Here is a 24197-nt window from a genome sequence, read left to right as displayed (position 1 = left end):
AAATTATGCAAAAATCTCTTCAACTAAAGTTTTAACATATTCATTAGGATTAAACTCATGAATTTGTCCTAGCTGCTCCCCTACTCCTACATATAAAATAGGAAGCTCAAGTTCTCTTGCTATACTAAACAAAGCCCCACCTTTAGCGGTTCCATCAAGTTTTGTAATAATCACTCCATCAAGTTTTACTAAATCATTAAAAGCTTTTGCTTGCAAAATTCCTGCCACACCTTGAGTGCCATCAAGTACAAGGATTTTTCTATGAGGAGCTCCTTGCATAGCTTTATCGCTTATGCGAACGATCTTTTCAAGCTCATTAGCAAGATTTTTTTGATTTTGCAAGCGTCCTGCTGTATCTAAAATAACCCTATCATAGTTTTTTGCCAAAGCTTTAGAAATAGCATCATAAGCAACTGCTGAAGGATCGTGTCCTTGTGAAGTAGCTATGATATCTATATCTAATTTTTGCGCCCATAATTTTAACTGCTCTATAGCTCCTGCCCTAAAAGTATCACAAGCTCCAAGTATAACCTTTTCACCATTTTCTTTATGCAAATGTGCCATTTTAGCAATGCTTGTGGTCTTACCCACTCCATTTACACCTAAAATCAAATCCACAAACGGTTTGGCATTAGCAAGTTCTGGCTTATCATAAATAAAATAAGTTCCCATAACACGCTCTAAATCAGCCTTTTTGACCTCATCATTTGGAGGAAGATAGTAAATAATCTCTTCAACTATTTCATACGCCACATCAGCTTCTAAAAGCATTTCTTCAAGCAAATCTTTAGTAATGATTTTATTTGAAGCCTTAACTAAATGAATACTTTCTAAAGTTTTTTTCAAACCATTTTTTAAAAATTCAAACATCACATTATCGCTTTTTGTATATCTATATCTAACATTTCTTCAGGGATTATCCCTAAATACTCTTTAATCTTTTCGCCTTTTGCATTAAATAACACCATTGTTGGTACAGAACTGACATTTAAAACTTTAGAAAAAACAAAATTATTCTCTCCCATAGCTACTGGAAATTTAATTTTTTCATCTTCTATAAAAGTTAATATTTCTTGCTCTTTATTTTCTTCTAAAAAAAGTGCTATTACTTCAAATCTATCTTGATATTTATTATTTAGATTATTTAAATGTGGAATTTGAGCCTTACAAGGTGCACACCAAGTCGTAAAAAAAACAAACAACTTAGCTTTAGCTGTATCATCAAAATTAAATGATTGCTCATGATATTTCACATACATTTTTCTACCATCTAAAAATTTTAAAGTAAAATCAGTATTTTCACTTTGAGTTAAACTTGCATTGTCTGTATTTTCAGTGCTAGAATTTTCTTTATCACTCGAACATGAAGTAAAAAATATCATAATAAAAATTGCTAAAAAAATTTTAAATTTCAAATCTTATCCTTATGATTTTTTAAGCTTAAAAGTATAACATAAAAAGTTAAAAACTTTAAGGAAAGCCTTGATAAAAAACAATTTTAGAATAAAACAAAAATCCAAAATGCATTTAAAATTAAAGTATCAATACAAAAGGGATTTTTTGGTTTTTCAAGAAATAAAGAAAATTCTAAATTTATGCAAAAATTGTAGAAATATCCTTATATATATCCCTTTAAAATATGAAATTAATCTTTATAAATTCAGGCATTTTCTAACAAAAAAATATCAAATTTTCGTCCCATTTATGCAAGATAAAAGTTTAAAGGTAGTAAAATTAAGATTAGCTCTTGAAAAAAAGAGCTTTGGGGTGTATGAGCCAAAAGATTCTTTTTTGCAAACTCGCATTGATGTTGCGATTATCCCTGTAATAGGCGTAGATGCAAAGTTAGGAAGAATCGGTCATGGTCAAGGTTTTTACGATAGGTTTTTTGAAAGCATTTCTTATAAAAAACCTTTGGTTATTTTTACGCAAATGATCGATGCAAAATCTGATCAATTTTTTAGCCAAGATCATGATATAAAAGGAAATTTTTATATAAACCCTTATAAAAAATATTTTAGGAAAGTTAAAAACAATGATAGAAATATTAGTTGCATTAATAGCCGTTTTTATAGGCGGAGGGATTGGGTATATAGTCGCCAAAAAGATTAATGATGCAAATTTCAATATCTTTTTAGAGCAAGCAAAAGCAAAAGCAAAAGCCATTGAATATGAAGCTGAACTAACACTTAAAGATGCTAAAAATTCGGTTGCTGAAGCTGAATTTGCGGCAAAGAAAAAATTTGATGAAAAAATTCAAAAACTTCAAAAAGAACATTCTATTAAACTAGAAGAGCTTAATAAAAAAGAACAAAATCTTCATTATCAAGAAAAACTTCATGAGGAAAACAAAAACAAGCTGGCAAAAGAACAGCAAGCTATAAAAGCTTTACACGAGGAAAATGAAAATTTAAAACAAAATTATGAAACAAAGCTTAGTGAAGTATTAAAAATTCTTGAGCATTCAGCTGGTCTTACACAAGAAGAAGCAAAAAATATAGTTTTACAAAAAGTAGAAGAAAACTCAAGAGCTGAAATTGCTCATATTGTTAGAAAATACGAAGAAGAAGCTAGAAATAAAGCCAAAAGAAAAGCTAATTTTATCTTAGCGCAAGCTACTTCAAGATTTGCAGGAGAATTTGCTGCTGAAAGATTAATCAATGTAGTAAATATCAAAAATGATGAGCTAAAAGGTCGTATTATAGGTAAAGAAGGAAGAAATGTTAAAACCTTAGAAATGGTTTTGGGTGTTGATATTATCATCGATGATACACCTGGAGCGATTATAGTAAGTTGTTTTAATCTATATAGACGTGCCATTGCTACAAAAGTGATTGAACTTTTAGTTGAAGATGGCAGAATTCAACCTGCAAAAATAGAAGAAATTCATGAAAAAGTTTGCAAAGAATTTGAAGATAATATCTTAGAAGAAGGTCAAACTATAGTAATGGATTTAGGGCTTAATAATATCCATCCTGAAATTGTTAAATTAATAGGAAAATTAAGATATAGAGCAAGTTATGGCCAAAATGCTCTAGCACATTCTTTAGAAGTGGCACATTTAGCTGGAATCATAGCAGCTGAGTGTGGCGGGGATGAAAAATTAGCAAGAAGAGCTGGGATTTTACACGATATAGGCAAGGCTTTAACACATGAATTTGAAGGCTCTCATGTGGATTTAGGAGCTGAACTTTGCAAAAGATATAAAGAACATCCTGTTGTGATTAATGCAATTTATGCTCATCATGGGCATGAAGAAGCTATTAGCATAGAATCAGCTGCAGTTTGTACAGCAGATACACTAAGCGCTGCACGCCCTGGTGCAAGACGTGAAGTTTTAGAAGCCTTCTTAAAAAGAGTGAGCGAACTTGAAGATATAGCAAAGAGTAAAGAAGGGGTTAAAAAAGCTTATGCTATTAATGCTGGTAGGGAAATTAGAGTTATTGTTAATGCAAAATTAGTCAATGATGATGAATCTGTGCTTTTAGCTAAAGAAATAGCTGAAGAGATTCAAGAAAAAGTTCAATACCCTGGCGAAATAAAAGTTAATGTTATCAGAGAGCTTAGAGCGATTGATTTTGCAAGATAAGGTTTTTCATGCAAGAAATGATAGATAATCTAAGTACTTATGGCTATTTAATTTTATTTTTTTATTCTTTTGGTGGAGGTATGGTTGCTATACTTGCTGCAGGAGTGCTTTGTGCAAGCTCTACTAAACTTGATTTGCATTTATGTATATTTTTAGCCTTTTTAGCTAATACCATAGGCTCAACTTTATTATTTATCTTGGGAAAATACTATAAAAAAGACATAATGCCTTATTTTAAAAATCATAGAAGAAAAATCGCTCTTGCTATGATGAAAATCAAAAAATACGGTGATTTGCTTTTAGTGGTACAAAAATTTATTTATGGAGTAAAAACTATCATTCCTATAGCAGCAGGTCTTTGCAAATTTAGCTTTGTAAGATTTTTCATCATCAACACCTTAGCTAGTTTGATTTGGGCTGTTGTTTTAGGTTATGCTGGTTTTATTTTTGGAAATACCCTAAAAGAGGCTTTTGAAGTATTTACCAACCATCCTTACATAGCTCCTGTTTTTATAATCACTTTAATTTTTATTATATGGTTATATTTATCACGCTTTTCTAAGAAAAAATGAGTTTAAAATTCTCTATAAAAGAAACTTATAGAGAATTTTTTATTTTATTATCGTGTTTTTTAGCAATTTTTAGTTTAAATCTCATCTATGAGTATAAAAAATATCAAAATTTTAAACTTACTAAGCATTTATTACTTAAAGATAACATCGTTTTATCTTCTTATGAAAAAACTAATAAAAAAGGTAAAAAATATCAAGTTTTAAAACTCAAAAATTCTGATTTTATTTTTTACACCACTAGCTTTAAAGATCTAAATTTAAGTAAAAATGATATGATAAATCTTAGAATTATCACTAAAAATATTAACTTTAAAGATTATCTTAGTAAAAGTTTTTATGCACCAAGTTATGATTTTAACAAAACTAAAACACAAAAAGAAAATACCTTAATAAAGTATTTTTTAAATCAACATCATAATGAAAAAGTCAAAGAATTTTATGGGGCTTTATTTTTTGCCAAAAATGTATCAAGTGAGCTTAGAAATGATGTAAATTTTTATAATATCGCACATTTAATTGCTATTAGTGGATATCATTTGGGCTTGTTATTTAGTTTTTGCTTTTTGATTTTTGCTCCTTTATATGCTTTTTTTCATAAACGATATTTTCCTTATAGAAGTTTAAAGCTTGATATTAGTATTTTTGCTTTCTTACTTTTAATTTTTTATATATTTTTAATAGATTTTAGCCCTTCTTATACAAGAAGCTTTACTGATGAGTCTTTTTGCTTTTTATTTATTTAGTAAAAATATTAAAATACTCAGTTTTAAATTTTTATTTTTAAGTATAGTCTTTTACATTAGCATTTTTCCAAAACTTCTTTTTAGTGTTGGGTTTTTATTTTCTATTTTGGGAGTTTTTTATATTTATTTATATCTTCATCATTTTAAAGATCAATTTTCAAATTTTACTCATGTTTTTTTGCTAAATATCTGGACTTTTTTAGCAATGATTATCCCTGTATTATACTTTTTTCCTCTACTTAGCTTTCAGCAATTTTTAGCCATACCTTTAAGCTTAACCTTTGTGATATTTTATCCTTTGGCTTTAATCTTGCATATTTTTTCTTATGGAAATTTATTAGATTTATATTTAATGCATTTTTTGAGTTTAAAATGCATGCGATTAATCTATCAATACCTTTTATGTTTTATTGTATTTATTTAATTTTATCTTTAGTCGCTATATTTAATAAATACTTAGCTCTTTTTATAGTTTCTTTTGGGCTTATTCCCTTTATTTTCTTGATTTAAAAGCAAATAAGCCTTTAATCCCAAAAGATAAATAATCCAAGAAATATAAATCCACAAAAAGAAAAATAATATTACAGAAAAAGAACCATATACATTTAAATAAGTTTTATTATATACAGCATAATACACAAAAATCATCTTGGAAATATACCAAATTACAGAAGCGCCAAAAGAACTAATAAGTAAAGTTTTTAAATCACCTTTTTTGCTTACTGAACTTGAATAAGAGACAAAAAATAAAGCCCATATAATCACATAGGGTAAAATCTCAAAAAAATTTAAAGCAATATTAAAATCATCTAAGGTTTTTTGTATAAAACCTGAAATGTAAAAACTCACCCCAAGTCCAAGCGGAGTTAAAGTTGCTAAAGTCCAATAAGAACTTATACTATGCCAAAGGCTTTTAGAATCTTCCTCTAAAAGCTTATTAATCACATAATCATAACCTGAAAAAAAAGCCAAAGAAGTCAAAGCCATAGCCAAAAGCCCTATAAGTCCTAAATTTACGCTATTTTTTAAAAATGTATTGATGTATTGTATGATTAATTCTTGTTGAGTTGGGATTAAAAAAGTAAAAATTAAATTTTTAATTCTTTCTTGATACATTTCAAAACTTGGAATTTGGGTAAAAACCCAAAAACATAAAAACAAAAGTGGTATTAAAGATAAGATAGTATAAAAACTCAAAGCCGCAGCATAATTTAAAATTTCTTTATCTCTTAAAGCTAAAAGAATTTTAAAAAAGTTTTTAAAACTCATCAAAGTCCCATTTTGAAAGGATTGAGTATATTATTTGGATCAAATGCTTTTTTGATATTTCTCATTAAGTCCATTTCAGCTTCACTAAAAGCAAGCTTCATAAAAGGAGCTTTTGAAATGCCTATGCCATGCTCTCCACTTAAAGTCCCACCCAAAGAAACTGTAAGCTTAAACACCTCTTCCACAGCTTCATAACCTTTTTTAACTAATTCAGGATTGTTTTTATCACTTACCATTACATTAGTATGCACATTACCATCGCCAGTATGACCAAAACAAGGGATTTTAAAACCATATTTTTTAGAAATTTCAGCTATGCCTTTTAAAAGCTCAGGTAGTTTTGAACGCGGTACTGTAATATCTTCATTAAGTTTTAAATTTCCATACATTGTTATGCTTTGAGAGCAATTTCTTCTAGCAAACCAAATATTAGCTGCTTCTTGTTCATCTTTTGCTATTTTAAACTCTCTTACGCCAGATTCATAAAAACTCTCTTGCAAAATTTTTAAATCCGCTTCCAAAGCCTCTTCCACATTACCATCTACATCAGCGATTAAAATCGCACCCGCATCCATAGGTAAACCTTTTTGGAATTTTTGTTCTAATGCTTGTATGCTTAATTGATCTAAAAATTCCATAGATACAGGAGTTACACCTTTAGCTAAAGTTTTATAAACTGCATTCATTGCTTCATCAATGCTGTTAAAAATCCCCATAGCTGTCTTTTTAAACTTTGGCAAAGCTACTAGTTTTAAAGTAATCTCGCTAAGCACAGCCAAAGATCCCTCACTTGCTATTAAAATTCCAGCTAGATTATAACCCGCTACATCTTTTATAGTTTTTTTACCTGCTCTAATGATTTCTCCATTGGGTAAAACAGCTCTTAAAGCCATTACATAATCTTTAGTTATACCATACTTAGCAGCTCTCATACCTCCTGCATTTTCGCTTACATTCCCCCCTAAAGAAGAATACTCCATACTAGCAGGATCAGGCGGATAAAATAAGCCATATTCTTTTGCTTTTTCTTGTAAAGCCATATTTATTACACCAGGTTGTACCACTGCGACTAAATTTTCAAGATCAATTTCTAAAATTTTATTCATATGTTTTTCAAAGCTTAGCACCACTCCACCATTAACAGCCAAGCTTCCACCGGTAAATCCACTACCTGAGCCCCTAGGAATGATGATGATTTTATTTTCATTGCAGTATTTTAGAATTTGACTAATATCATTTTCATCTCTTGGGAAAAGCACTCCATCAGGCAAATAATGCTTTTTAGTAGCATCATAACTATACGCTCTTTTATGAATAGGATCAAAATACGCATTTTCAACCCCTAAAAGATCTTGAAAGAATTTTTGATGAATTTCTTGCATTATTTTTCTCTAGTTAAGCTAATTAGTTTTTCATAATATACATAATAATTTCCAATAGCCTCATCATTTAAGCTAAAAATATCACTTTTATAACCTGTAATTCTTGAATAAAATGGAATTTGCAAACTTTGAGCTTGCGGTATAGCAAATTCTTCTATCTTGCTAAAATCTTGACAATCAACTATCTCAGCTTTATTTTCTAAAGCTACTACTAAAAGCCCTACAGCATTTTTTGAACAAAAAGATCTAAAATCTGATCTTCTTGGAGTTTGGCGGTATTCTTGTATCATATGAGCACCAAATAAATCAGGATGTAAAAAATAAATTCCATTTAATTTTTGAGCTATAAAATCATACACACTTTTATCAGGAGCTACAATCAAAGCTCTATCGTATAAATAATTTAAAACTATTTTATCGCCTACTTGTGGCAATACATTTGGCAAAGGCATAGCATCTTGAGCTAGCATATCAAAAACTTTAAATTGTAATTTAACCAAGCCATTTTCACGCCCTATCACACTAACTCTTGCAATGATAGATTTTTGTGTATCAATTTCATGTACAACTATACCACTTGAGTGCAATAAAATTCTAGGATCATCTTTTATATAACCATAAATATCATCTACTTTTTCAAGTTTTGTTTGTATTAAATCAAAATTTTTAGCTTGTAAAAATGCTAAAAAACAGCAAAGCACTAAGATAATTCTTGACAATTTATACTCCTTAAAAAGTGTAAAAAATAAATTATATTGTTTTTTCCTTACAAAATTGTAAGAAAAATTAAGTAAAATACAAATTTATGTTTAAATTTTAGAAGGCTTTAGATTATCATGAAAAAAATTTTCATATCTTTACTTATATCTATAAAACTTTTTGCTATTTCAAGTGTTGAAGAACTTTCTTGGGAAAATGGCAAAACTTTACTTGATTTTTTACAAGATCATTCTATACCACTTAATTTATATTATAATCTTGATGGAGAAGATAAAGAACTAAGCGCAGAAATCACAAGTGGTGTTAAATACCAAATGCTAAAAGATGATCAAGGAGAATTAGAACAGGTTTTAATCCCGATCAGCGATGATTTACAAATTCATATTTACAAAAATATAGAAAATAAATTCGTATTGAGTTTTACTCCTATTTCTTACACTAAAGAAAAACGAACTATTCGCGTAGCTATTAACAACTCAGCTTATCAAGATGTTTATGATGAAAGTGGCAGTGTAACCTTAGCAAGAGCCATGGTAAGAGCTTTTAAAAATAGTGTTAACTTTAAAAATGTTAGAAAAGGCGATAGTGTAGTATTAATTTATGAGCAAAAAAGAAGACTAGGAAGACTTTTTGGCGATATTAATATCCAAGCAGCTTTAGCTAACATTAGAGGCAAAGAATATTCTGTATTTTTATATAAAGATTCTTATTATAATGCTCAAGGAAAAGAGCTTGAAAATTTCTTTTTAACCAAACCTGTTAAATACACAAGAATTTCAGATCGCTTTACTAGGGCAAGATATCATCCTATATTAAAACGCTATAGAGCTCACTTAGGTATTGACTATGCAGCTCCAACGGGTACTCCGGTTAAGAGTGCAGGAGATGGAACGATTAGTTTTGTTGGGACAAAAGGTGGTTATGGTAAGGTTGTACAAGTAAAACATGTATCAGGCTATATGACTTTATATGCTCATCTTAGCCGTTTTGCAAAAATCAAACGTGGTCAAAAAGTCAAACAAGGCCAAGTGATTGCTTATGTAGGCTCTACTGGTATGAGTACTGGGCCACATTTGCATTTTGGACTTTATCTAAATAACAAAGCAATTAATCCTGAAACCATAGTGAAAATTCCAAAATCAAGCCTAAGCGGTAAAAATAAAGAAGAATTTTTAAAAATGGCAAAAGAGTATGAAAATCGCTTGCAAAGCATTGGTGAAAACTATAAAAATCCACCAAAAGAACAAAATATAGAAAATTCTATGGAGCTTTGAAATGATGAATGATTTTTTAGAAGCACAAGAACTTTTAAAAAATATTTCCAAAGATCAAAGCACCTATGAAACCAATGAAGCCCTAAAGACTATCAAAAGATGTAACGAAGAGCTTTATTTGCAAACTCTTAAATCTTTTGATACTTACACACTTGCAAATGTAGCTACTATAACACCTGAACATATCTTAGAAGATATTTTAGAACACTTAAGCATTATAAAGATTGCAAAAGCAGTAGAAGAGCTTGAAAGTGATGATGCAACAGACTTAATTAAGCGTTTTGAAGAGCTAAATCCACAAAAAACTTTAGCCATTTTAAACCACTTAAGCTCCGAAAATAAAGAAGAAATTTTACGCCTTAAAAATTATGATGAAAATACTGCTGGTGCTTATATGCAAACAGAAATTTTCACAGCTTCTATTAATGAGAGTATAGAAAAGGCTATTAAAAGATATAGAATTTTAAAACATTCAGGGCAAGTAGATCAAATTTTTCAAGTTTATATCATAGATAACCAAGGAAAGCTTTGCAATGCTATCAACCTAAGCGATCTTTTGCTTTGGGATTTTAAACTAAGTTTTGCAGATATTATTAAAAACAATAATGAAAGATATAAAAGCTATAGCATAAAAGATCATGAGGATATACAAAAGGCTATTGATATAGTAGAAGATTATGATTTGAGTGTTTTAGCAGTTGTAAATGATGATGGAGTGCTTTTAGGTAGAATTACTTATGATGATATCCATGATTTAATCCAAGAAAACGCAACAGAACAAATTTATAACTTAGCCGGAGTCGATGCGGATGTTGAGGAAGAAAGTGCTTTTAAAGCGGCTAAAGCTAGAGCTTTTTGGCTTATGATTAATCTTACTACTTCATTAATCTCAGCTAATATCATTAGCCTTTTTTCAGGTGAAATAGAGCAACTTGTAGCCCTAGCAGTACTTATGCCTATCGTAGCTTCCATGGGAGGTAACACAGGTTCGCAAGCTTTAGCGGTAACAGTTAGAAAGCTCTCACTCAATGAAGTAGAATTTAAAGATGCTAAAAAAGTTATATTAAGAGAGAGTGGAATTTCTTTACTCAATGGGTTTATATTTGCTAGCATTATGAGCATTATAGCTTTCATATGGTTTAAAACAGCTCTTTTGGGACTTGTTATAGCCTTATCAATGCTAATTAATCTAGCCTTAGCCGGTTTTGTAGGTTCTTTTGTACCTCTAACTTTGAAAAAATTTAAAATCGATCCTGCAGTAGGATCAAGTGTAGTGATTACTGCGATTACCGATGGTTTGGGATTTTTTAGTTTTTTACTTTTGGCGAAAATGATTTTATTATAAAAAAGGGAAATTATGTCAAGCATTACATATAAAGGTCAAATTATAGAACTTGCAGGAATTGAACTAGAAGTTGGCGATAATGCTCCAAGGGTGGTCCTAAGAACCAAAAATCTTGCCCCAGTAGAAATAGCACCACCTGGGAAAACTCAAATTTTATTAACTCTACCTAGCTTGGATACACCAGTATGCTCAAAGCAAGCCAAAGAAACCAATAAAAGACTAGCTTCTATGAAAAATATTGAAGTTATTATTGTTAGTATGGATTTACCTTTTGCTATGGATCGTTTTTGTGCTACTGAAGGGATTGATAATATTATAACCGCAAGTGATTTTGCCTTTAAAGATTTCGGCATAAACTATGGGGTATTAATAAATGATAGTATATTTGCAGGATTATTAGCAAGAGCAGCTTTTGTAGTTAAAGATGGAAAAATAGTATACAAACAGCTTGTAAAAGAGCTGATGGGAAAAATCGATTTTAAAGATTTAGAACTTTTTATGCATAGAAATTATGGTTACCCTTTGAATTAACCTTCAAAGTTTGTAACCACAAAATCTTCTTTTGGAGCTTCAATAAAGCATGATTTTTCTTTTAAAAAAAGCAAATCCACATGCCCTACAGGGCCATTTCTATTTTTACCTATAATGAGCTCAGCCTTTTCTTGCACAGAATTTGGCATAAATTTTCTCTCATAAGTTTTGCCTTCATTTTTAGCTTTATTTTCTCTTTCTTTTTCTTCTTGCTCTCTATAAACTTCATCTCTATATACAAATAAAATCGTATCTGCATCTTGTTCTATAGCACCACTTTCTCTTAAATCACTAAGCATAGGACGTTTATTTGCTCTACTTTCTAATGAACGATTAAGCTGTGAGAGTGCCACTACTGGCATATTTAATTCTCTTGCTAAAAGCTTCAAACCTCTTGAAATTTCACTCACTTGCAAATGCCTATCATTAAAAGCTGAGTTACTCATCATAAGACCGATATAATCTACCACACAAAGCTCAATACTTTCATCTTGGGCTTTAATTTTGCGTAAAATCGAACGAATATCAGCTATACTAGCATAACCACTATCATAAATATAAAGATTTTTTTGTGCATATTCATTACAAGCATCACCCACCCTACTCCACTCATCATCGTTTAAATCTGCGATTAGAATTTTTTGCAAAGGAATGGAAGTTTTTGCACTGATTAATCTTTGCATGATTTGTGTAGCAGGCATTTCTAGTGAAAACATCACAACGCCTTTATTTTGTCTTAGTGTTTTTTCTATAAAATTAAGACAAATTGTAGTTTTTCCCATACCTGGGCGTGCAGCAATGATTACAAGATCGCCAGGTTTAAAGCCTTTTGTCATTTTATTAAGCTCGCTAAAGCCTGTATCAAGCCCCAAAATGTCTTTGTTTTCAGCTTCTTTTTGCTTTTTAAACTCATCCATAAGCTCAGACATCACCATAGTCATATCTTTAATACTATTACTATTTACACGGTTTGTAAGATTAAAAATCTCTTTGCCTATTTCATCTGAAATTTGAGAAATGCTTTTATCTTCATTAACCCTTGTAGGTATAGTATAAGCAAAATTTAAAAGTTGGCGTCTAATGGATTTTTCTCTTAACTCATAAGCGTATTTACTCACATCTGCTATGGAGGTAGTGGCTAAAACTTCAGCTAAAATTTGCTCATCTATTTTTTTGTGTTTTCTTATAAAACTTGCACTTATAGGCTCGCCTGTATTCACACAAGCTAAAATAGCTTTATAAATATCTTGATGAGCTTTGAGTGAAAAATCATTAATCTCAATATCTGAAGAAATACTAAAAAAAGAATCCTCACTATATATACAAGAACTTAAAATCGCCCTTTCAAGATCTAAATCAAAATGCTCATTATTTTGACTCATACGCACTCCAAATTATAAATTTGCAAATAAATCAGTTGATAAATATCGCTCAGCTGTATCATTTAACATAGTCAAGACTTTTTTATCAGGGTTTTCTAAAGCAATTTTTCTAGCCATATATACATTTGCCCCACTTGAAATTCCTGCCATTATGCCATTTTTACCAAGCTCTAAGGCTGTATTTATAGCATCTTCATTGCTTACACAAACTATCTCATCTATAATTTTTTGATTTAAAATTTTAGGGATAAAATTTGCACCTATACCTTGAATTTTATGGCTTGCAGCGGTATTTTGGCTCAAAAGTGGCGAAGATGCGGGTTCTAAGGCTATGATTTTGATATTAGGATTGTGTTCTTTTAAAATTTCTCCTACTCCGCTAATAGTCCCTCCTGTACCAAAACCTGCTAAAAAAACACCAAGATCTGGTAAAGCTTTTAAAATTTCTAAAGCAGTATTTTTTCTATGTGCGTTTTTGTTGTTGATATTTTCAAATTGACTTACCATAAATGAATTTGGAATTTCACTCAAAAGCTCATTAGCTCTATCAAGCGCTCCTTGCATGCCTTTACTTCCTTGAGTAAGCTCTAACTTTGCACCAAAAAAACTCATCATTTTTCTACGCTCAATACTCATAGACTCAGGCATAGCGATGATAAGTTTAAGCTTTAAGCTTGCACAAATCATTGCTAAAGCTATGCCGGTATTTCCACTTGTGGCTTCTATAATGGTTGTTTCTTGATTGATTTTACCTTCATTTAAAGCTTGTTTTATCATCTCCACAGCCGCTCTATCTTTTATAGAATGACTTGGATTAAAATACTCACATTTAGCATAAAGATTTGGAGCAAATTCTTTTAAAGAAATAATCGGGGTATTACCTATGCAATCTAAAATATTATTATAAACTGACATTGTTTTCCTTCTAATTTTTTAAAACAATATCAAAAGAAAATTAATACTTAATCTACGAAGAAAAACGCAAAAGCTAGAAACTTTTGCGCAAAGAATTATTTTTTAGCTTTTTTAGCAGTTTTAGCAGCAGCAACTGCGTCTTTAAGGTTTTTACCTACTTTAAATTTAGCAACTTTAGTAGCAGGTACTTTGATAGTAGCACCAGTGCTTGGCACTCTAGCTTCTCTAGCAGCTCTTTCAGCTACAGAAAATGTACCAAAACCGATAAAGCTAATGCTATCACCTTTAGCTAATACATCAGTAATAGTAGCGATTACTGCATCAGTAGCTGCAGTTGCATCTTTTTTAGTTAGCCCAGCAATTTGAGCAACTTGAGAAATAAAATCTGCTTTAGTCATAAAAAGCTCCTTGATTAAAAATGATTGTTAAGTTTAACACATTTATCAAGCTTTTGCAAGAGGTTTAAACCCAAATCACAAAGAAAAATATGTTAAAAAAATGTTTTTGCTAAATTTATTACCACTTCAGGCTTTAAATCTTTCATACATTTGTGGTGTTTTAAAGGGCAAACCTTTTGCATACAAGGCATACAAGCTAAATTTAAATGTGCTATTTTAGCATTTTCTTGCCAAGGCGAGGTTTGACTAAATTTAGTAGAGCCAAAAACAGCCACCGTTTTCACCCCATAAGCTGCACCTATATGCATAGGACCACTATCGTTTGTAATGAGCAAATCAAGCATAGAAATATTTTTACATAAAGTATAAATACTAGTTTTACCACAAAGATTTTTTGCCCTTATGCCTTCTTTTAAAAGAAAATGTTCAATTTCATCACAAATTTCTCTCTCACTTTCTACCCCAAAGATTAAAATTTGGTGAGTGGAGCTAAATTCTTTTGCCACCCTTGCAAAATAGCTCGCTTCCCATCTTTTCGCACTTCCAAAATGTGCACCTGGGTTTATACCTAAAATTTTTTGAGTTGATTTTGCTTTTATAGAGAGTTTTAAAGCATTTGAAGCAGCTTTAAAATTTAAGGCTTTTTCTATGAAATTTAAGTATTTTAAGACTTGATGTTCTTCTTTTAGAATATTTTTATCAAAATAAAACCTTTTTTTTGCTTTGATTAGATTTAAAATGATCTTGCTTGAAAATGCCGAGCGAAACGAAAAAGCTAGATCAAATTTACCAAGGTTTTTTCTAGCTTGTAAAATTTGTTTATATCTTTGCTTTTTATTTTCTACTAAGACTTGAGCATTTTCAAAGCGTTTAAAAAGCTCTGTACTCACAAAAGAACCATAAAAAGTAAATTTAGCTTGAGGGTATTTTTCTTTTATAGCATAAATAGCTACACTAGCCATCACTGCATCGCCAAGCCAAGTAGGAAGGTTGATAAAAATATTCATGATTTTCCTTAAAAATAAAAGCTATAATTATACCAAAAAAATAAAGAGCTAAAATGAGTCAAATTTCCATCATACTACCAACTTATAATGTAGAAAAATATATTGCTAGAGCATTAGAAAGTTGTATAAACCAAACTTTTAAAGATGTAGAAATCATTGTGGTAGATGACTGTGGTAATGATAAAAGTATAGATATAGCTAAAGAATATGCTAGTAAAGATGATAGAATAAAAATCATATATAATGAAGAGAATTTAGGAACTTTTGCTAGTAGAAATATAGGTGTATTAAATGCAAAATCAGATTTTATAATGTTTTTAGATCCTGATGATTATTTAGAACTTAATGCTTGTGAGCTTGGGCTTGAAAAAATCAAAAATGTAGATATAGTAGTGTTTGATGCATATGTCCATAGAGTGAAATTTAAGAAATTTTATAGATTTAAACAAGATGAGCTTTTTAATAAAGATGAATTTTTGGAATTTTTACTCAGACAAAAACATTTTTGCTGGAGTGTTTGGGCAAAAGTATATAGGAAAAATTTGATTTTAAAAAGTTCTGAATATGTTGATTTTAAAGAAAGGCTTTGCTATGGAGAGGATGTGCTTTTTAATTATATAAATTTTATGCTAAGTGAGAGTTTTTTTATATCGCAAGAATGTATATACCACTATGAATTTAATGAAAATGGTAGATATGAAAACAAAAATAAAGAAATTTTATGGCAAAATTACGAGCATAAAAAGCAAAATTTAAAACACATTAAAAAATCAGCTAATATTTTTCCATATAAGCATTTTAATGAAAAAATATTAGAAGTTTTAGAGAAAGAAATTTTAGGACTAGAGGGTAGAGTTTGGAAAAAGTAAAAGTTTTTATCATCAATCTAGAATGCTCAGAAGATAGAAAAAAATTTATGCAAGAACAGATTCAAAAACTCTTCACATACAATCCGGCTTTAAAAAATCAACTAGAATTTGAATTTTTTAAAGCCATCGATGGTTCTAAAAATGAGCATTTGCAGTTTAAAAGTCACTTCACATGGTGGTGTCAATTTGTACTTGGACGTGAACTTAGTGATAGTGAAAAATCATGCTTTGCATCCCATTATAGTTTATGGAAAAAATGCCAAGAACTTAATAGATCTATCATCATTTTAGAAGATGATGTTGTTTTTAGTGATGAATTTTTAAACAACTCAAACATCATTGAAAAACTACTAAGTAGCAATTACGAATACATAAGATTTTATTACCTTTTTGATAAAAAAATACACCATTTAAATAACAATTTTTACATAAGTTACGAGAACATTGGTGGCACGCAAGGTTATTTTATACACCCAAATGCTGCAAAAAAGTTTATCAAAAAGGCAAAATATTGGTTTAAGCCCGTAGATGATTATATGGATATGTATTATTATAATAAAATACAAAACATCATCTATAAACCATTCTTACTTGACTTAAATCATATGGAAACTACCATAACACAAAGAAAAAAGAAACTTAACGTACTTTCTAAAATTATAAGAGAAATTATAAGATTTTATTTTTCGATTTTAAAATTTACATATAATAAAAAACATCTTAAACAATAAAACCTTTGATAATTCTTTCAGCTTTATTTAAATCTTCAAGATTGTCTATATCCAAACTAGCTTTTTCGTCCATTATATAGCAACTTGTTTTTTCTTGTAGAAAAGTTGGATTATTTAAAAATAAATTTGACTTTACTATATAAATTGCACCATTACTCATATAAGTTTCTGGTAATTTTTGCCTAGGCATAAATGGATATTTGTTATTGCAAATTCCTTTTAAGTTACCATTATCATCTATAAAAGCTTTTAAAATTTTATTATCACATTCTACAACACTTATTAATGCATTTGAGTTTTCATTTTTAAATTTTAAAAAAGCTTCATCTATATGTACATTTGTCCTTAAAGGAGAAGTGGGTTGTAATAAAACAATATTTTCATAATCTTTATAAAAACTCAAGGTATGCAATACAACCTTATCACTAGTTGTATCATCTAGTGATAATTCTTTAGGTCTTTTTAACACATCTACACCTTGAGTTTGTCCATATTCTAAGATATTATCACCATCGCTACTTAAAACAATTTTATCTACATACTTTGAATTTTTTGCCGCATTGATAGTATAATATAACAAAGGCTTATTGTATAAAAGAGTTAAATTTTTATTTTTTATACCTTTTGAACCAGCTCGAGCAGGTATTATAGCTAAAGTCATTTTTTATCCATGAATATTTTTTGTTTGTTTATAGCAAACAAAGTGTTATTTTTTAATAATTCATAAAATTGCTCAGAACTATTTAAAATTTCTAGTCTTTTATTTGTAATATTAGTGCATTTGCTAGTATTTAAAATCGCTTCTAATATATCTTTTTCCTCTGCATTTACTTTTATTGTTTTATTAATATCAGTTCTACCATCTTGTCTTGAACCAACTAAAATTCCATTCACATTAAGATATAAAGCTTCTTTTATTATACAACTTGAATTTCCTATGATAAAATTGGAATTTTTTAACAAACTTATAAAATACTCAAATCTTAAAGAAGGAAAAATTTTAAATCTTTCGTTATTTTTAAGTTTTTCATAATTTTGCAAAATTAATTCAAATCCTAAATCGTTATTTGGATAAATAACTATATAATTTTTCTCACTTTTTATAAGAGCATTTGTAAATTCTTCACTTTGTTTATACAAAGAGTTTATTTCGGTTGTAACTGGATGAAATATAGCTATGGCATAATTTTTAAATTTTATATCATAATATTTTTTTACTTCATCTAAAGGTATAGTGTTATTTAGCAATTCCAAATCAGGAGAACCTATAGCAAAAATAGATTTCTCATCTTCGCCCATTTGCATTAATCTTTTTTTTGCTATTTCATCATTTACTAAATGAATATGTGCTAATTTGCTAATAGCGTGTCTTAAACTCTCATCTATAGTTCCTGAAAGCTCTCCACCTTCTATATGCGCCACTAAGATATTATTTAAACTTCCTACTATAGCAGCAGCCAAAGGCTCTACTCTATCACCATGCACTACTATCAAATCAGGCTCTATCTCATGTATAAATTTAGAAAAACCATCTATTGTTGATGATAAAGCTTTATCCATTTGATAATACTTGTCATGATTTATATATTTATATATATTTTTAAAACCACATTTTTCTATTTCCATATAAGTAGAACCAAATTTTTTACTCATATGCATACCAGTTACAAATATAAATAATTCAAATTCATTTGAATTTTCAACTTTCATCATTAGTGATTTTATTTTAGAAAAATCAGCTCTAGTTCCGCTAACAAAAACTATTTTTTTCATTCAAAATCATCCCAAGTTAGTTGTATATTATTTTTTATATCTTTTTTTGCTCTTTTTCCAAGTATAGCTTCAAAATCCTTTGCACTTATACCACCTTTTGAAGGTCTTTTTACCCAAATATTATCCATAGATAAAACTTCACCCTTTTTTATATCTTTAATACTTACTACACTAGCAAATGCAAAATCAATGGTTACTTGCTCTTCTTTTAAAGGATTTTTATTATTAACACCCCTTAAAAGCACCATTTCTTGTGTTTGATTTATAAGATCTTTTAAGGCACTTTCATCCATAGAGCAAACTATATCAGGGCCTTTTCTATCCATGGTATCTGTAAAGTGTCTTTCTAGTACACTTGCTCCAAGAGCTATTGCACCTATACATGCAAGATTATTTGTAGTGTGATCACTGAGTCCATAAAGACAATTAAATTCTTTATATAGTTCTAACATAGCTTGTAATCTTACTAAGTGCGATGGAGTGGGATATAAATTTGTAGTATGAAGTAAAACAAAAGGTATTTCATAATCTCTAAGTATTTTAACTGTGGGTTTTATGCTTTCTATACTATTCATTCCGGTGCTTATAATCATAGGTTTTTTAAATTGTGCTATATGTTTTATTAAAGGATAATTATTGCATTCACCCGAGCCTATTTTATAAGCACTTACACCCATATCTTCTAAACGATCTGCAGCAGCTCTGCTAAATGGGGTGCTAAGATACACCAAGTCTTGCTTTTCTGCATACTCTTTTAAAGCTAGTTCTTCTTTATAGTTTAATGCACATTGCTCCATAATCTCGTAAATGCTAATATTTGCATTACCTGGTATAACATTTTTAGCTTCTTGGCTCATTTCATCTTCGACTATATGAGTTTGGTGTTTTATTATCTTAGCTCCTGCTCTTTTGGCTGCATCTACCATAAGTTTTGCTATCTCTAAACTACCATTATGATTTATACCTATTTCAGGGATTATCAAAGGATTTTTCTGAGAAATAGCTAACTTATCTATTTTTATTTGCATATTTTTCCTTTAAGTAATATTTTATGTCACTTGGAAGTTTTACAAAGTCTCTTATTAGTTTATAATAAAAATTACTAAAAATTCTCTCATTTTTACCTTGTCTTATCTTAGCAATTTCCGCATAATGATAAGCACTAAAATTTGGAATTAATATATCATCAATAAAATCCTTTGGCTTTTCACTTAATATGAAAATATTATCAATATTTGGCGCAATATCAATATATTGGCTCAAAATGGAATCTGGATTTAGAGAATATATTTTTACATCATAATTTTTTTGCAAAAAATCCAAAGCTTCTAAATCCATATCTCTACTGTGTTTATTGTATTTTGAATTTTTCATATTAAATGCTGGTGCCAATTCGATAATATTTTGCTTCTTGCTCTCAAAAGCATATTCCTGTAGGGCCTCATCGTAAAAATCAATACCCGTTAAATACAATTCTTTATAGTTTAAAGCTATGGCAATAGCACACATATAAATGCCAGAGGTTATTCTTCTATCATTATAAATTTCATTAAATTTAATAAATTCGTGAAACTTATGCAAGTTCCTAATTAAATCATATGCAAGTATTGCTCCAGGAAAATAATCGCTGAATTTATCTATAAAAATTTTATTCACCATATGATCCAAATTAAATGTTGCGCAAAATATATTATCAATATTATATTCATTTTTATTTTTTAAAACATTTAAAGTATAATATTGCTCTAAAAATAAACCGGGGTTTGCGAATGCATATTTAATTTTATTTCCAAGATAATATTTTTTTTCAAAATAAAATTGATTTGTCCTAAAGACATCAAAATCTTTTGGTATCCGTTTATAATCTATTTTACTTAAGCTAGGACCATTGCCAGCTATAATGGCACTTCTTGAATTTCCATTCATTAACATATTCCTTAATCTATTATTTTTAGATATTATATCAAAAAACTTTTTAGGAATATATATGCAAATACAACAAAATAGCCCTTTATTTTATAATAATTTAACAAAAAAATTAAGCTCATTTATACCCATAAAATCAGCAAGAAGAAAATTAAGAAATCATATCCAGTATAAACTAGAACACCTTAAAGTAGCTAGTTATCTTTCAAACAACTATGTCAATCCTTTTTTAGAAGAGAAAATTCCTCATTTTGATTTTGAAAAAAAACATCATTTTATAAACGATAAAATCATTTGGCAATTTTGGTATCAAGGTAAAAATCAAGCCTCACCTATGATACAACAATGTTTCAATTCAGTGCAAAGTCAAATGAAAGATGACTACACAATCATCATTTTAGATAAAGATAATATAAAAGATTACCTTGATTTTCCACCATTTGTTATAGAAAAATTAGAAAATAATTTTTTTGGAGAAAAAACTATAACTTTTTTTTCAGATCTTTTAAGAGTATGCTTGCTTGCAACTTATGGTGGTATATGGTGTGATGCAAGTATATTTTTAAGCTCTAAAATTCCTAGTGAACTTTGTAATAAAGATTTTTTTGCCTTTGAAAGATCAAAAACAAAACCTTGCAAAGAAAAATTGAAGAAATTTACCAAAAGTGGATATTTTTCTTATGGATATTTTAATTGGAATGATGATTTTAAGGTTAAAATACTAAATAGTTTTATAATCTCAAAATCTCATCATAAAAATATCCAAGCCATGAAAGATATACTTATATACTATTGGTCAAATGAGAAAAATTCTAATAACTTTTATTATTTTACTTTTCAAATTATCTTTGAACTTTTAAAAGAACATAGCTTTGTAAATGATATCTATAAAAACATGAGCGATATAGAATGCCATTTATTACAATTTAGCGCCAAAGAAAAATTTAATTCAACTCTTTGGGAAGAAATTCAAAAACAAAGTTTTTTACACAAACTCACGCATTTTAAATCTATAAAAAAAGATTCAATGATAGATAAAATCATCATGCAAAGTTGATTTTATCTAAAAATACTTTTTATTTTTTGCCAAATTTTCCAAAGATCATAAGGAATTTTTGTTTGGATAAAAGGTTTTATTATAGGTAATTTTTCCTTTAAATTTAAAGGATCTTTTTTAAATTTTTTAATCATCAAAGCTTTTTTTACATAAAAAGGCAAAAATGTCTCTTTTATAGCCAATGCATTTTCACTTTTTTGATCTTTAAAAAATTCTATTAATTCTAAAGCTGTTATCATCCTACTTGCTGCTTTTAAATAGTTTTTTGCCTCTTTAGCATTTTCTCCAAAAAATTCATATAGATCTTTAAAGTAATCTGATACATTTGCTTTTGTAATTTTCCTATCATGATTTGATATGCTATTTGCTCTCAAACGACATAGGTACAATCTTTCTGGTAAAATATAGATACTATTAGCACTCGCAAACAAAACCATGCCAAAATGAATATCTTCATTGATGATTTTGTTGATAAATTTAAGTTTTAGTTGTTTTAAAAATGAAAAATCTATCATACCACCCCAGCTAAACGAAATATCCCTAGAACCTACTTTTATAGCCTGTTTAGCATAGTCTCTTGGAGTGATAGTGCATTCTTGAGTAAAATTAAATACATTCATCCTTGTCTTTTGACCCTTATCTTCTATACCATCATCATAAATACAAGCATGATCAAACCATAATACATCTACATTTTGCATTCTTACAACACACTCTTCTATGCAGTTTAACTCCCAATAATTATCAGAATCTAAAAAGATAATATAATCAATCTTTGAAATTTCTAGCTTATCACTTGCTAAAGCATTTTTGTACTTATAAATTTTATAAATATTTTGTGGATTATCGCCAACAATCTTAAAAATATTTAATTCATTTTCATCTTCAATATATTGTGTTACATATTCACCATAAAAAAAATCTATACCTACATTTCTAGCACTACTTAGGCCACCATTTTTTTTATCAAAAAGAGTTATTCTTTTATCTTTTAGAGTATATTCTTTTGCAATATTAAGTGAGTTTTCATCTGTACTGCCATCATTTACTAGTATGATTTCTAAGTTAGTATAAGTTTGATTGATTACACTATCTAAACATTCTTTTAGATATTTTTCTACATTATATATGGGGATTACTACACCTACTTTTTTCATGCTTTATCTCCAAGTTGTTTTTTTATTTTTTATAGTTTCAAGATAAATTTGATGATTGATTTCAAGCATATTTTTGCTATTTTCTTCATGGTAGATATGATAAGCTAGAGCGTTAAATTTAAGTCTTTTAAATGCTCCGTCATTAAATAAAAATCTAGCTACAAACTCACTATCTTCCCTACCCCAACCTATAAATTTTTCATTAAAACCCTCAATGACTTCAAAATCACTTTTATAAAAGCTCATATTACAACCTCTTATACCTTTAATGAGTTGTGATTTTTTAAAAAATTTCTTAGTTAGTCTTGAAAATTTATATATACATTTAGCTAAAAAAATATTTCTTTGATTTTTAAAACCCTTTTTGTCAAATGCCAAACTAAAATCATTTTTATCTAAAAGCTTTTTACTTTCGCTTTCATTTAAAATTACCCTAGAGCCTTGCAAAAACACTTTTCTTTGTGCAAATTTCAAATGATCATTAATGAAGTTTTTCTCTAAAATCATATCTCCATCTATAACGATTATATATTCGCTTTTAGAAGTTTTAATAGCTTTATTTCTAATCTCACTTAGTCTAAATCCCTCATCTTCTTGCCAAATATGCTCTAGCTTACAAGGAAAATCCTTTTGATAAGCTTGTATAAGCTTAGCCGTATCTTCCTTGCTTCCATCATCAGCTATTAAAACCTCATCTGGTAAAGGCTCTAAGTTTTTAACGCTATCAAGCACCAAAGCAAGCCTTTCTTTTTGATTATAGGTTGTGATGATTAAAGCACAAGTTTTTGGCTTTTGCTTTTTAAGTTCATACAATTTCATATATTTAAAAAAAGCTCCAAGACCATTGCAAGCACTTATGATAAAGCCTTTATAACCATAAAAAATCCCTTTTTTCAAAACATAATTTCTAAAAAAAGTCCAAATTCCCCTTAGCAATGCCTTACAAACACCACTTTCTTTGTGTAAATTTTGCAAAGCCCAAAGCTTGGAGTATTTTTGAAGCTTATCTAGCAAACTATCGATATTTTCAAAAGCAAAATGCCTCAAACCATTTTGCAACTTAATCTTTTTGCTATCTTCATGTAAAATCAAACTCTCATGTACCAAATTTTCATTAAAATTGGTATGGGTTTTATTAAACACACGCATTACATAATCAGGCCACCACCCACAAGCTTTAATCCACTCTCCATTATATAAATTTTCTCTTGGCAAAGCTATGATATCTTCTTTATTAGGCTCAATTTGCCCTAATTCTTGTAAAAATTCTTTCTTAGCAAGCTCATCTGCGTCAATATTAAAAATCCAATCATTACTAGCATAACTTATGGCTAAATTTTTCAAAGGTCCAAAACCTATAAATTTATGCTGATAAATCTTGATATTTTTATAACTTTTACTAAACTCATAAGCAATTTTCAAAGTATCATCATTACTATCATTTTCTATTAAAACTATCTCGCCAAATTCTTGTAAAGATTCCAAGCAAGCTTTTAAGGTTTTTTGAGCATTTTTAACAATCACTATCACACTAATTTGCTTTAAATCCATTTTATA

At 29.0% G+C, this 24197-nt stretch carries 23 protein-coding genes and 2 pseudogenes; 10 read left to right on the top strand and 15 right to left on the bottom strand.

Going from position 1 to position 24197, the window contains the following annotated elements; translation table 11 throughout:
• Positions 1–3: 3 nt before the first annotated feature.
• Positions 4–870, bottom strand: a complete 867-nt coding sequence (gene ftsY, locus L8X30_RS04050) for a signal recognition particle-docking protein FtsY (RefSeq protein WP_263679135.1) — start codon at positions 868–870, stop codon at positions 4–6.
• Positions 870–1415 carry a TlpA family protein disulfide reductase gene (locus L8X30_RS04045; protein WP_263679133.1) on the bottom strand — a complete coding sequence of 182 codons (546 nt, stop codon included), beginning with the start codon at positions 1413–1415 and terminating at the stop codon, positions 870–872. The genes ftsY and L8X30_RS04045 overlap by 1 nt, the downstream gene beginning before the upstream one ends.
• 67 nt (positions 1416–1482) lie before the next feature.
• Here L8X30_RS04045 and L8X30_RS04040 point away from each other — a divergent pair, with 67 nt between their 5' ends.
• The 4 genes and pseudogenes from L8X30_RS04040 (at position 1483) to L8X30_RS04025 (ending at position 5414) form a co-directional block, all read left to right on the top strand.
• On the top strand, positions 1483–2112 hold the full coding sequence (locus L8X30_RS04040; RefSeq protein WP_263679131.1) for a 5-formyltetrahydrofolate cyclo-ligase: 630 nt from the start codon (positions 1483–1485) through the stop codon (positions 2110–2112).
• Positions 2036–3589 carry a ribonuclease Y gene (rny, locus tag L8X30_RS04035; RefSeq protein ID WP_263679129.1) on the top strand — a complete coding sequence of 518 codons (1554 nt, stop codon included), beginning with the start codon at positions 2036–2038 and terminating at the stop codon, positions 3587–3589. The genes L8X30_RS04040 and rny overlap by 77 nt, the downstream gene beginning before the upstream one ends.
• An 8-nt stretch (positions 3590–3597) precedes the next feature.
• Positions 3598–4161: a DedA family protein gene (locus L8X30_RS04030; RefSeq protein ID WP_263679127.1), complete on the top strand. Its 564-nt coding sequence runs from the start codon at positions 3598–3600 to the stop codon at positions 4159–4161.
• A pseudogene (locus L8X30_RS04025) lies at positions 4158–5414 on the top strand (ComEC/Rec2 family competence protein). The gene L8X30_RS04030 and the pseudogene L8X30_RS04025 overlap by 4 nt, the downstream one beginning before the upstream one ends.
• On the opposite strand, the gene L8X30_RS04020 reads toward L8X30_RS04025, so the two are convergent.
• Genes L8X30_RS04020 through L8X30_RS04010 form a run of 3 tightly spaced genes read right to left on the bottom strand, consistent with a single transcriptional unit; the run spans position 5361 to position 8265 of the window.
• Complete coding sequence (locus tag L8X30_RS04020; RefSeq protein ID WP_263679126.1) at positions 5361–6173, bottom strand: YihY/virulence factor BrkB family protein; 813 nt, start codon at positions 6171–6173, stop codon at positions 5361–5363. The pseudogene L8X30_RS04025 and the gene L8X30_RS04020 sit on opposite strands and share 54 nt — an antisense overlap.
• On the bottom strand, positions 6173–7555 hold the full coding sequence (locus tag L8X30_RS04015) for an FAD-linked oxidase C-terminal domain-containing protein (RefSeq protein ID WP_263679125.1): 1383 nt from the start codon (positions 7553–7555) through the stop codon (positions 6173–6175). The genes L8X30_RS04020 and L8X30_RS04015 overlap by 1 nt, the downstream gene beginning before the upstream one ends.
• Positions 7555–8265 carry a plasminogen-binding N-terminal domain-containing protein gene (locus L8X30_RS04010; RefSeq protein WP_412175501.1) on the bottom strand — a complete coding sequence of 237 codons (711 nt, stop codon included), beginning with the start codon at positions 8263–8265 and terminating at the stop codon, positions 7555–7557. The genes L8X30_RS04015 and L8X30_RS04010 overlap by 1 nt, the downstream gene beginning before the upstream one ends.
• 126 nt (positions 8266–8391) lie before the next feature.
• Between L8X30_RS04010 and L8X30_RS04005 the strand changes: the two genes are divergently transcribed.
• From L8X30_RS04005 to tpx, 3 genes are read left to right on the top strand one after another with little or no spacing between them, the layout of a single operon-like run.
• Positions 8392–9549, top strand: a complete 1158-nt coding sequence (locus tag L8X30_RS04005) for a peptidoglycan DD-metalloendopeptidase family protein (protein ID WP_263679123.1) — start codon at positions 8392–8394, stop codon at positions 9547–9549.
• Between the two features lies 1 nt (position 9550).
• On the top strand, positions 9551–10894 hold the full coding sequence (gene mgtE / locus L8X30_RS04000) for a magnesium transporter (RefSeq protein WP_263679122.1): 1344 nt from the start codon (positions 9551–9553) through the stop codon (positions 10892–10894).
• A gap of 12 nt (positions 10895–10906) precedes the next feature.
• Positions 10907–11425 carry a thiol peroxidase gene (gene tpx / locus L8X30_RS03995; RefSeq protein ID WP_263679121.1) on the top strand — a complete coding sequence of 173 codons (519 nt, stop codon included), beginning with the start codon at positions 10907–10909 and terminating at the stop codon, positions 11423–11425.
• On the opposite strand, the gene L8X30_RS03990 is transcribed toward tpx, so the two are convergent.
• The 4 genes from L8X30_RS03990 to waaF form a co-directional block, all read right to left on the bottom strand.
• Positions 11422–12807 carry a replicative DNA helicase gene (locus tag L8X30_RS03990; RefSeq protein WP_263679120.1) on the bottom strand — a complete coding sequence of 462 codons (1386 nt, stop codon included), beginning with the start codon at positions 12805–12807 and terminating at the stop codon, positions 11422–11424. The genes tpx and L8X30_RS03990 overlap by 4 nt on opposite strands.
• A 12-nt stretch (positions 12808–12819) precedes the next feature.
• Positions 12820–13722, bottom strand: coding sequence for a cysteine synthase A (gene cysK / locus L8X30_RS03985; RefSeq protein ID WP_263679119.1), 903 nt, complete (start codon positions 13720–13722; stop codon positions 12820–12822).
• A gap of 95 nt (positions 13723–13817) precedes the next feature.
• The gene (locus L8X30_RS03980; protein WP_263679118.1) at positions 13818–14120 is read right to left on the bottom strand and encodes an HU family DNA-binding protein; all 303 of its coding nucleotides are present in this window, start codon (positions 14118–14120) and stop codon (positions 13818–13820) included.
• A gap of 92 nt (positions 14121–14212) precedes the next feature.
• On the bottom strand, positions 14213–15127 hold the full coding sequence (waaF, locus tag L8X30_RS03975) for a lipopolysaccharide heptosyltransferase II (protein ID WP_263679117.1): 915 nt from the start codon (positions 15125–15127) through the stop codon (positions 14213–14215).
• Positions 15128–15180: 53 nt separating this feature from the next.
• Here waaF and L8X30_RS03970 point away from each other — a divergent pair, with 53 nt between their 5' ends.
• Positions 15181–15996 carry a glycosyltransferase family 2 protein gene (locus L8X30_RS03970; RefSeq protein ID WP_263679116.1) on the top strand — a complete coding sequence of 272 codons (816 nt, stop codon included), beginning with the start codon at positions 15181–15183 and terminating at the stop codon, positions 15994–15996.
• Positions 15984–16727 carry a glycosyltransferase family 25 protein gene (locus tag L8X30_RS03965; protein ID WP_263679115.1) on the top strand — a complete coding sequence of 248 codons (744 nt, stop codon included), beginning with the start codon at positions 15984–15986 and terminating at the stop codon, positions 16725–16727. The genes L8X30_RS03970 and L8X30_RS03965 overlap by 13 nt, the downstream gene beginning before the upstream one ends.
• Here L8X30_RS03965 and L8X30_RS03960 read toward each other — a convergent pair.
• The 4 genes from L8X30_RS03960 to L8X30_RS03945 are packed head-to-tail and all read right to left on the bottom strand — an operon-like array spanning position 16717 to position 20432.
• Positions 16717–17388 (bottom strand): cytidylyltransferase domain-containing protein, encoded by a 672-nt coding sequence (locus L8X30_RS03960; RefSeq protein WP_263679114.1) that lies wholly within the window; start codon positions 17386–17388, stop codon positions 16717–16719. The two genes, L8X30_RS03965 and L8X30_RS03960, sit on opposite strands and share 11 nt — an antisense overlap.
• Positions 17385–18500: a UDP-N-acetylglucosamine 2-epimerase gene (gene neuC / locus L8X30_RS03955; protein ID WP_263679113.1), complete on the bottom strand. Its 1116-nt coding sequence runs from the start codon at positions 18498–18500 to the stop codon at positions 17385–17387. The genes L8X30_RS03960 and neuC overlap by 4 nt, the downstream gene beginning before the upstream one ends.
• The gene (neuB1, locus tag L8X30_RS03950; protein ID WP_263679111.1) at positions 18497–19528 is read right to left on the bottom strand and encodes a sialic acid synthase; all 1032 of its coding nucleotides are present in this window, start codon (positions 19526–19528) and stop codon (positions 18497–18499) included. The genes neuC and neuB1 overlap by 4 nt, the downstream gene beginning before the upstream one ends.
• Positions 19509–20432: an alpha-2,3-sialyltransferase gene (locus L8X30_RS03945; protein ID WP_263679109.1), complete on the bottom strand. Its 924-nt coding sequence runs from the start codon at positions 20430–20432 to the stop codon at positions 19509–19511. The genes neuB1 and L8X30_RS03945 overlap by 20 nt, the downstream gene beginning before the upstream one ends.
• Positions 20433–20487: 55 nt before the next feature.
• Here L8X30_RS03945 and L8X30_RS03940 point away from each other — a divergent pair, with 55 nt between their 5' ends.
• The gene (locus L8X30_RS03940; RefSeq protein ID WP_263679107.1) at positions 20488–21483 is read left to right on the top strand and encodes a capsular polysaccharide synthesis protein; all 996 of its coding nucleotides are present in this window, start codon (positions 20488–20490) and stop codon (positions 21481–21483) included.
• Here L8X30_RS03940 and L8X30_RS03935 read toward each other — a convergent pair.
• Positions 21470–22640: pseudogene (locus tag L8X30_RS03935) on the bottom strand (glycosyltransferase family 2 protein). The gene L8X30_RS03940 and the pseudogene L8X30_RS03935 overlap by 14 nt on opposite strands.
• A gap of 3 nt (positions 22641–22643) precedes the next feature.
• The gene (locus L8X30_RS03930; protein ID WP_263679105.1) at positions 22644–24191 is read right to left on the bottom strand and encodes a glycosyltransferase family 2 protein; all 1548 of its coding nucleotides are present in this window, start codon (positions 24189–24191) and stop codon (positions 22644–22646) included.
• Positions 24192–24197 lie beyond the last annotated feature (6 nt).

Origin of the sequence: Campylobacter sp. CNRCH_2015_0338h, assembly GCF_025772785.1 — a bacterium.
Taxonomy (GTDB): Bacteria; Campylobacterota; Campylobacteria; order Campylobacterales; family Campylobacteraceae; genus Campylobacter_D.
This window is presented reverse-complemented; position numbering and strand designations above follow the sequence as displayed.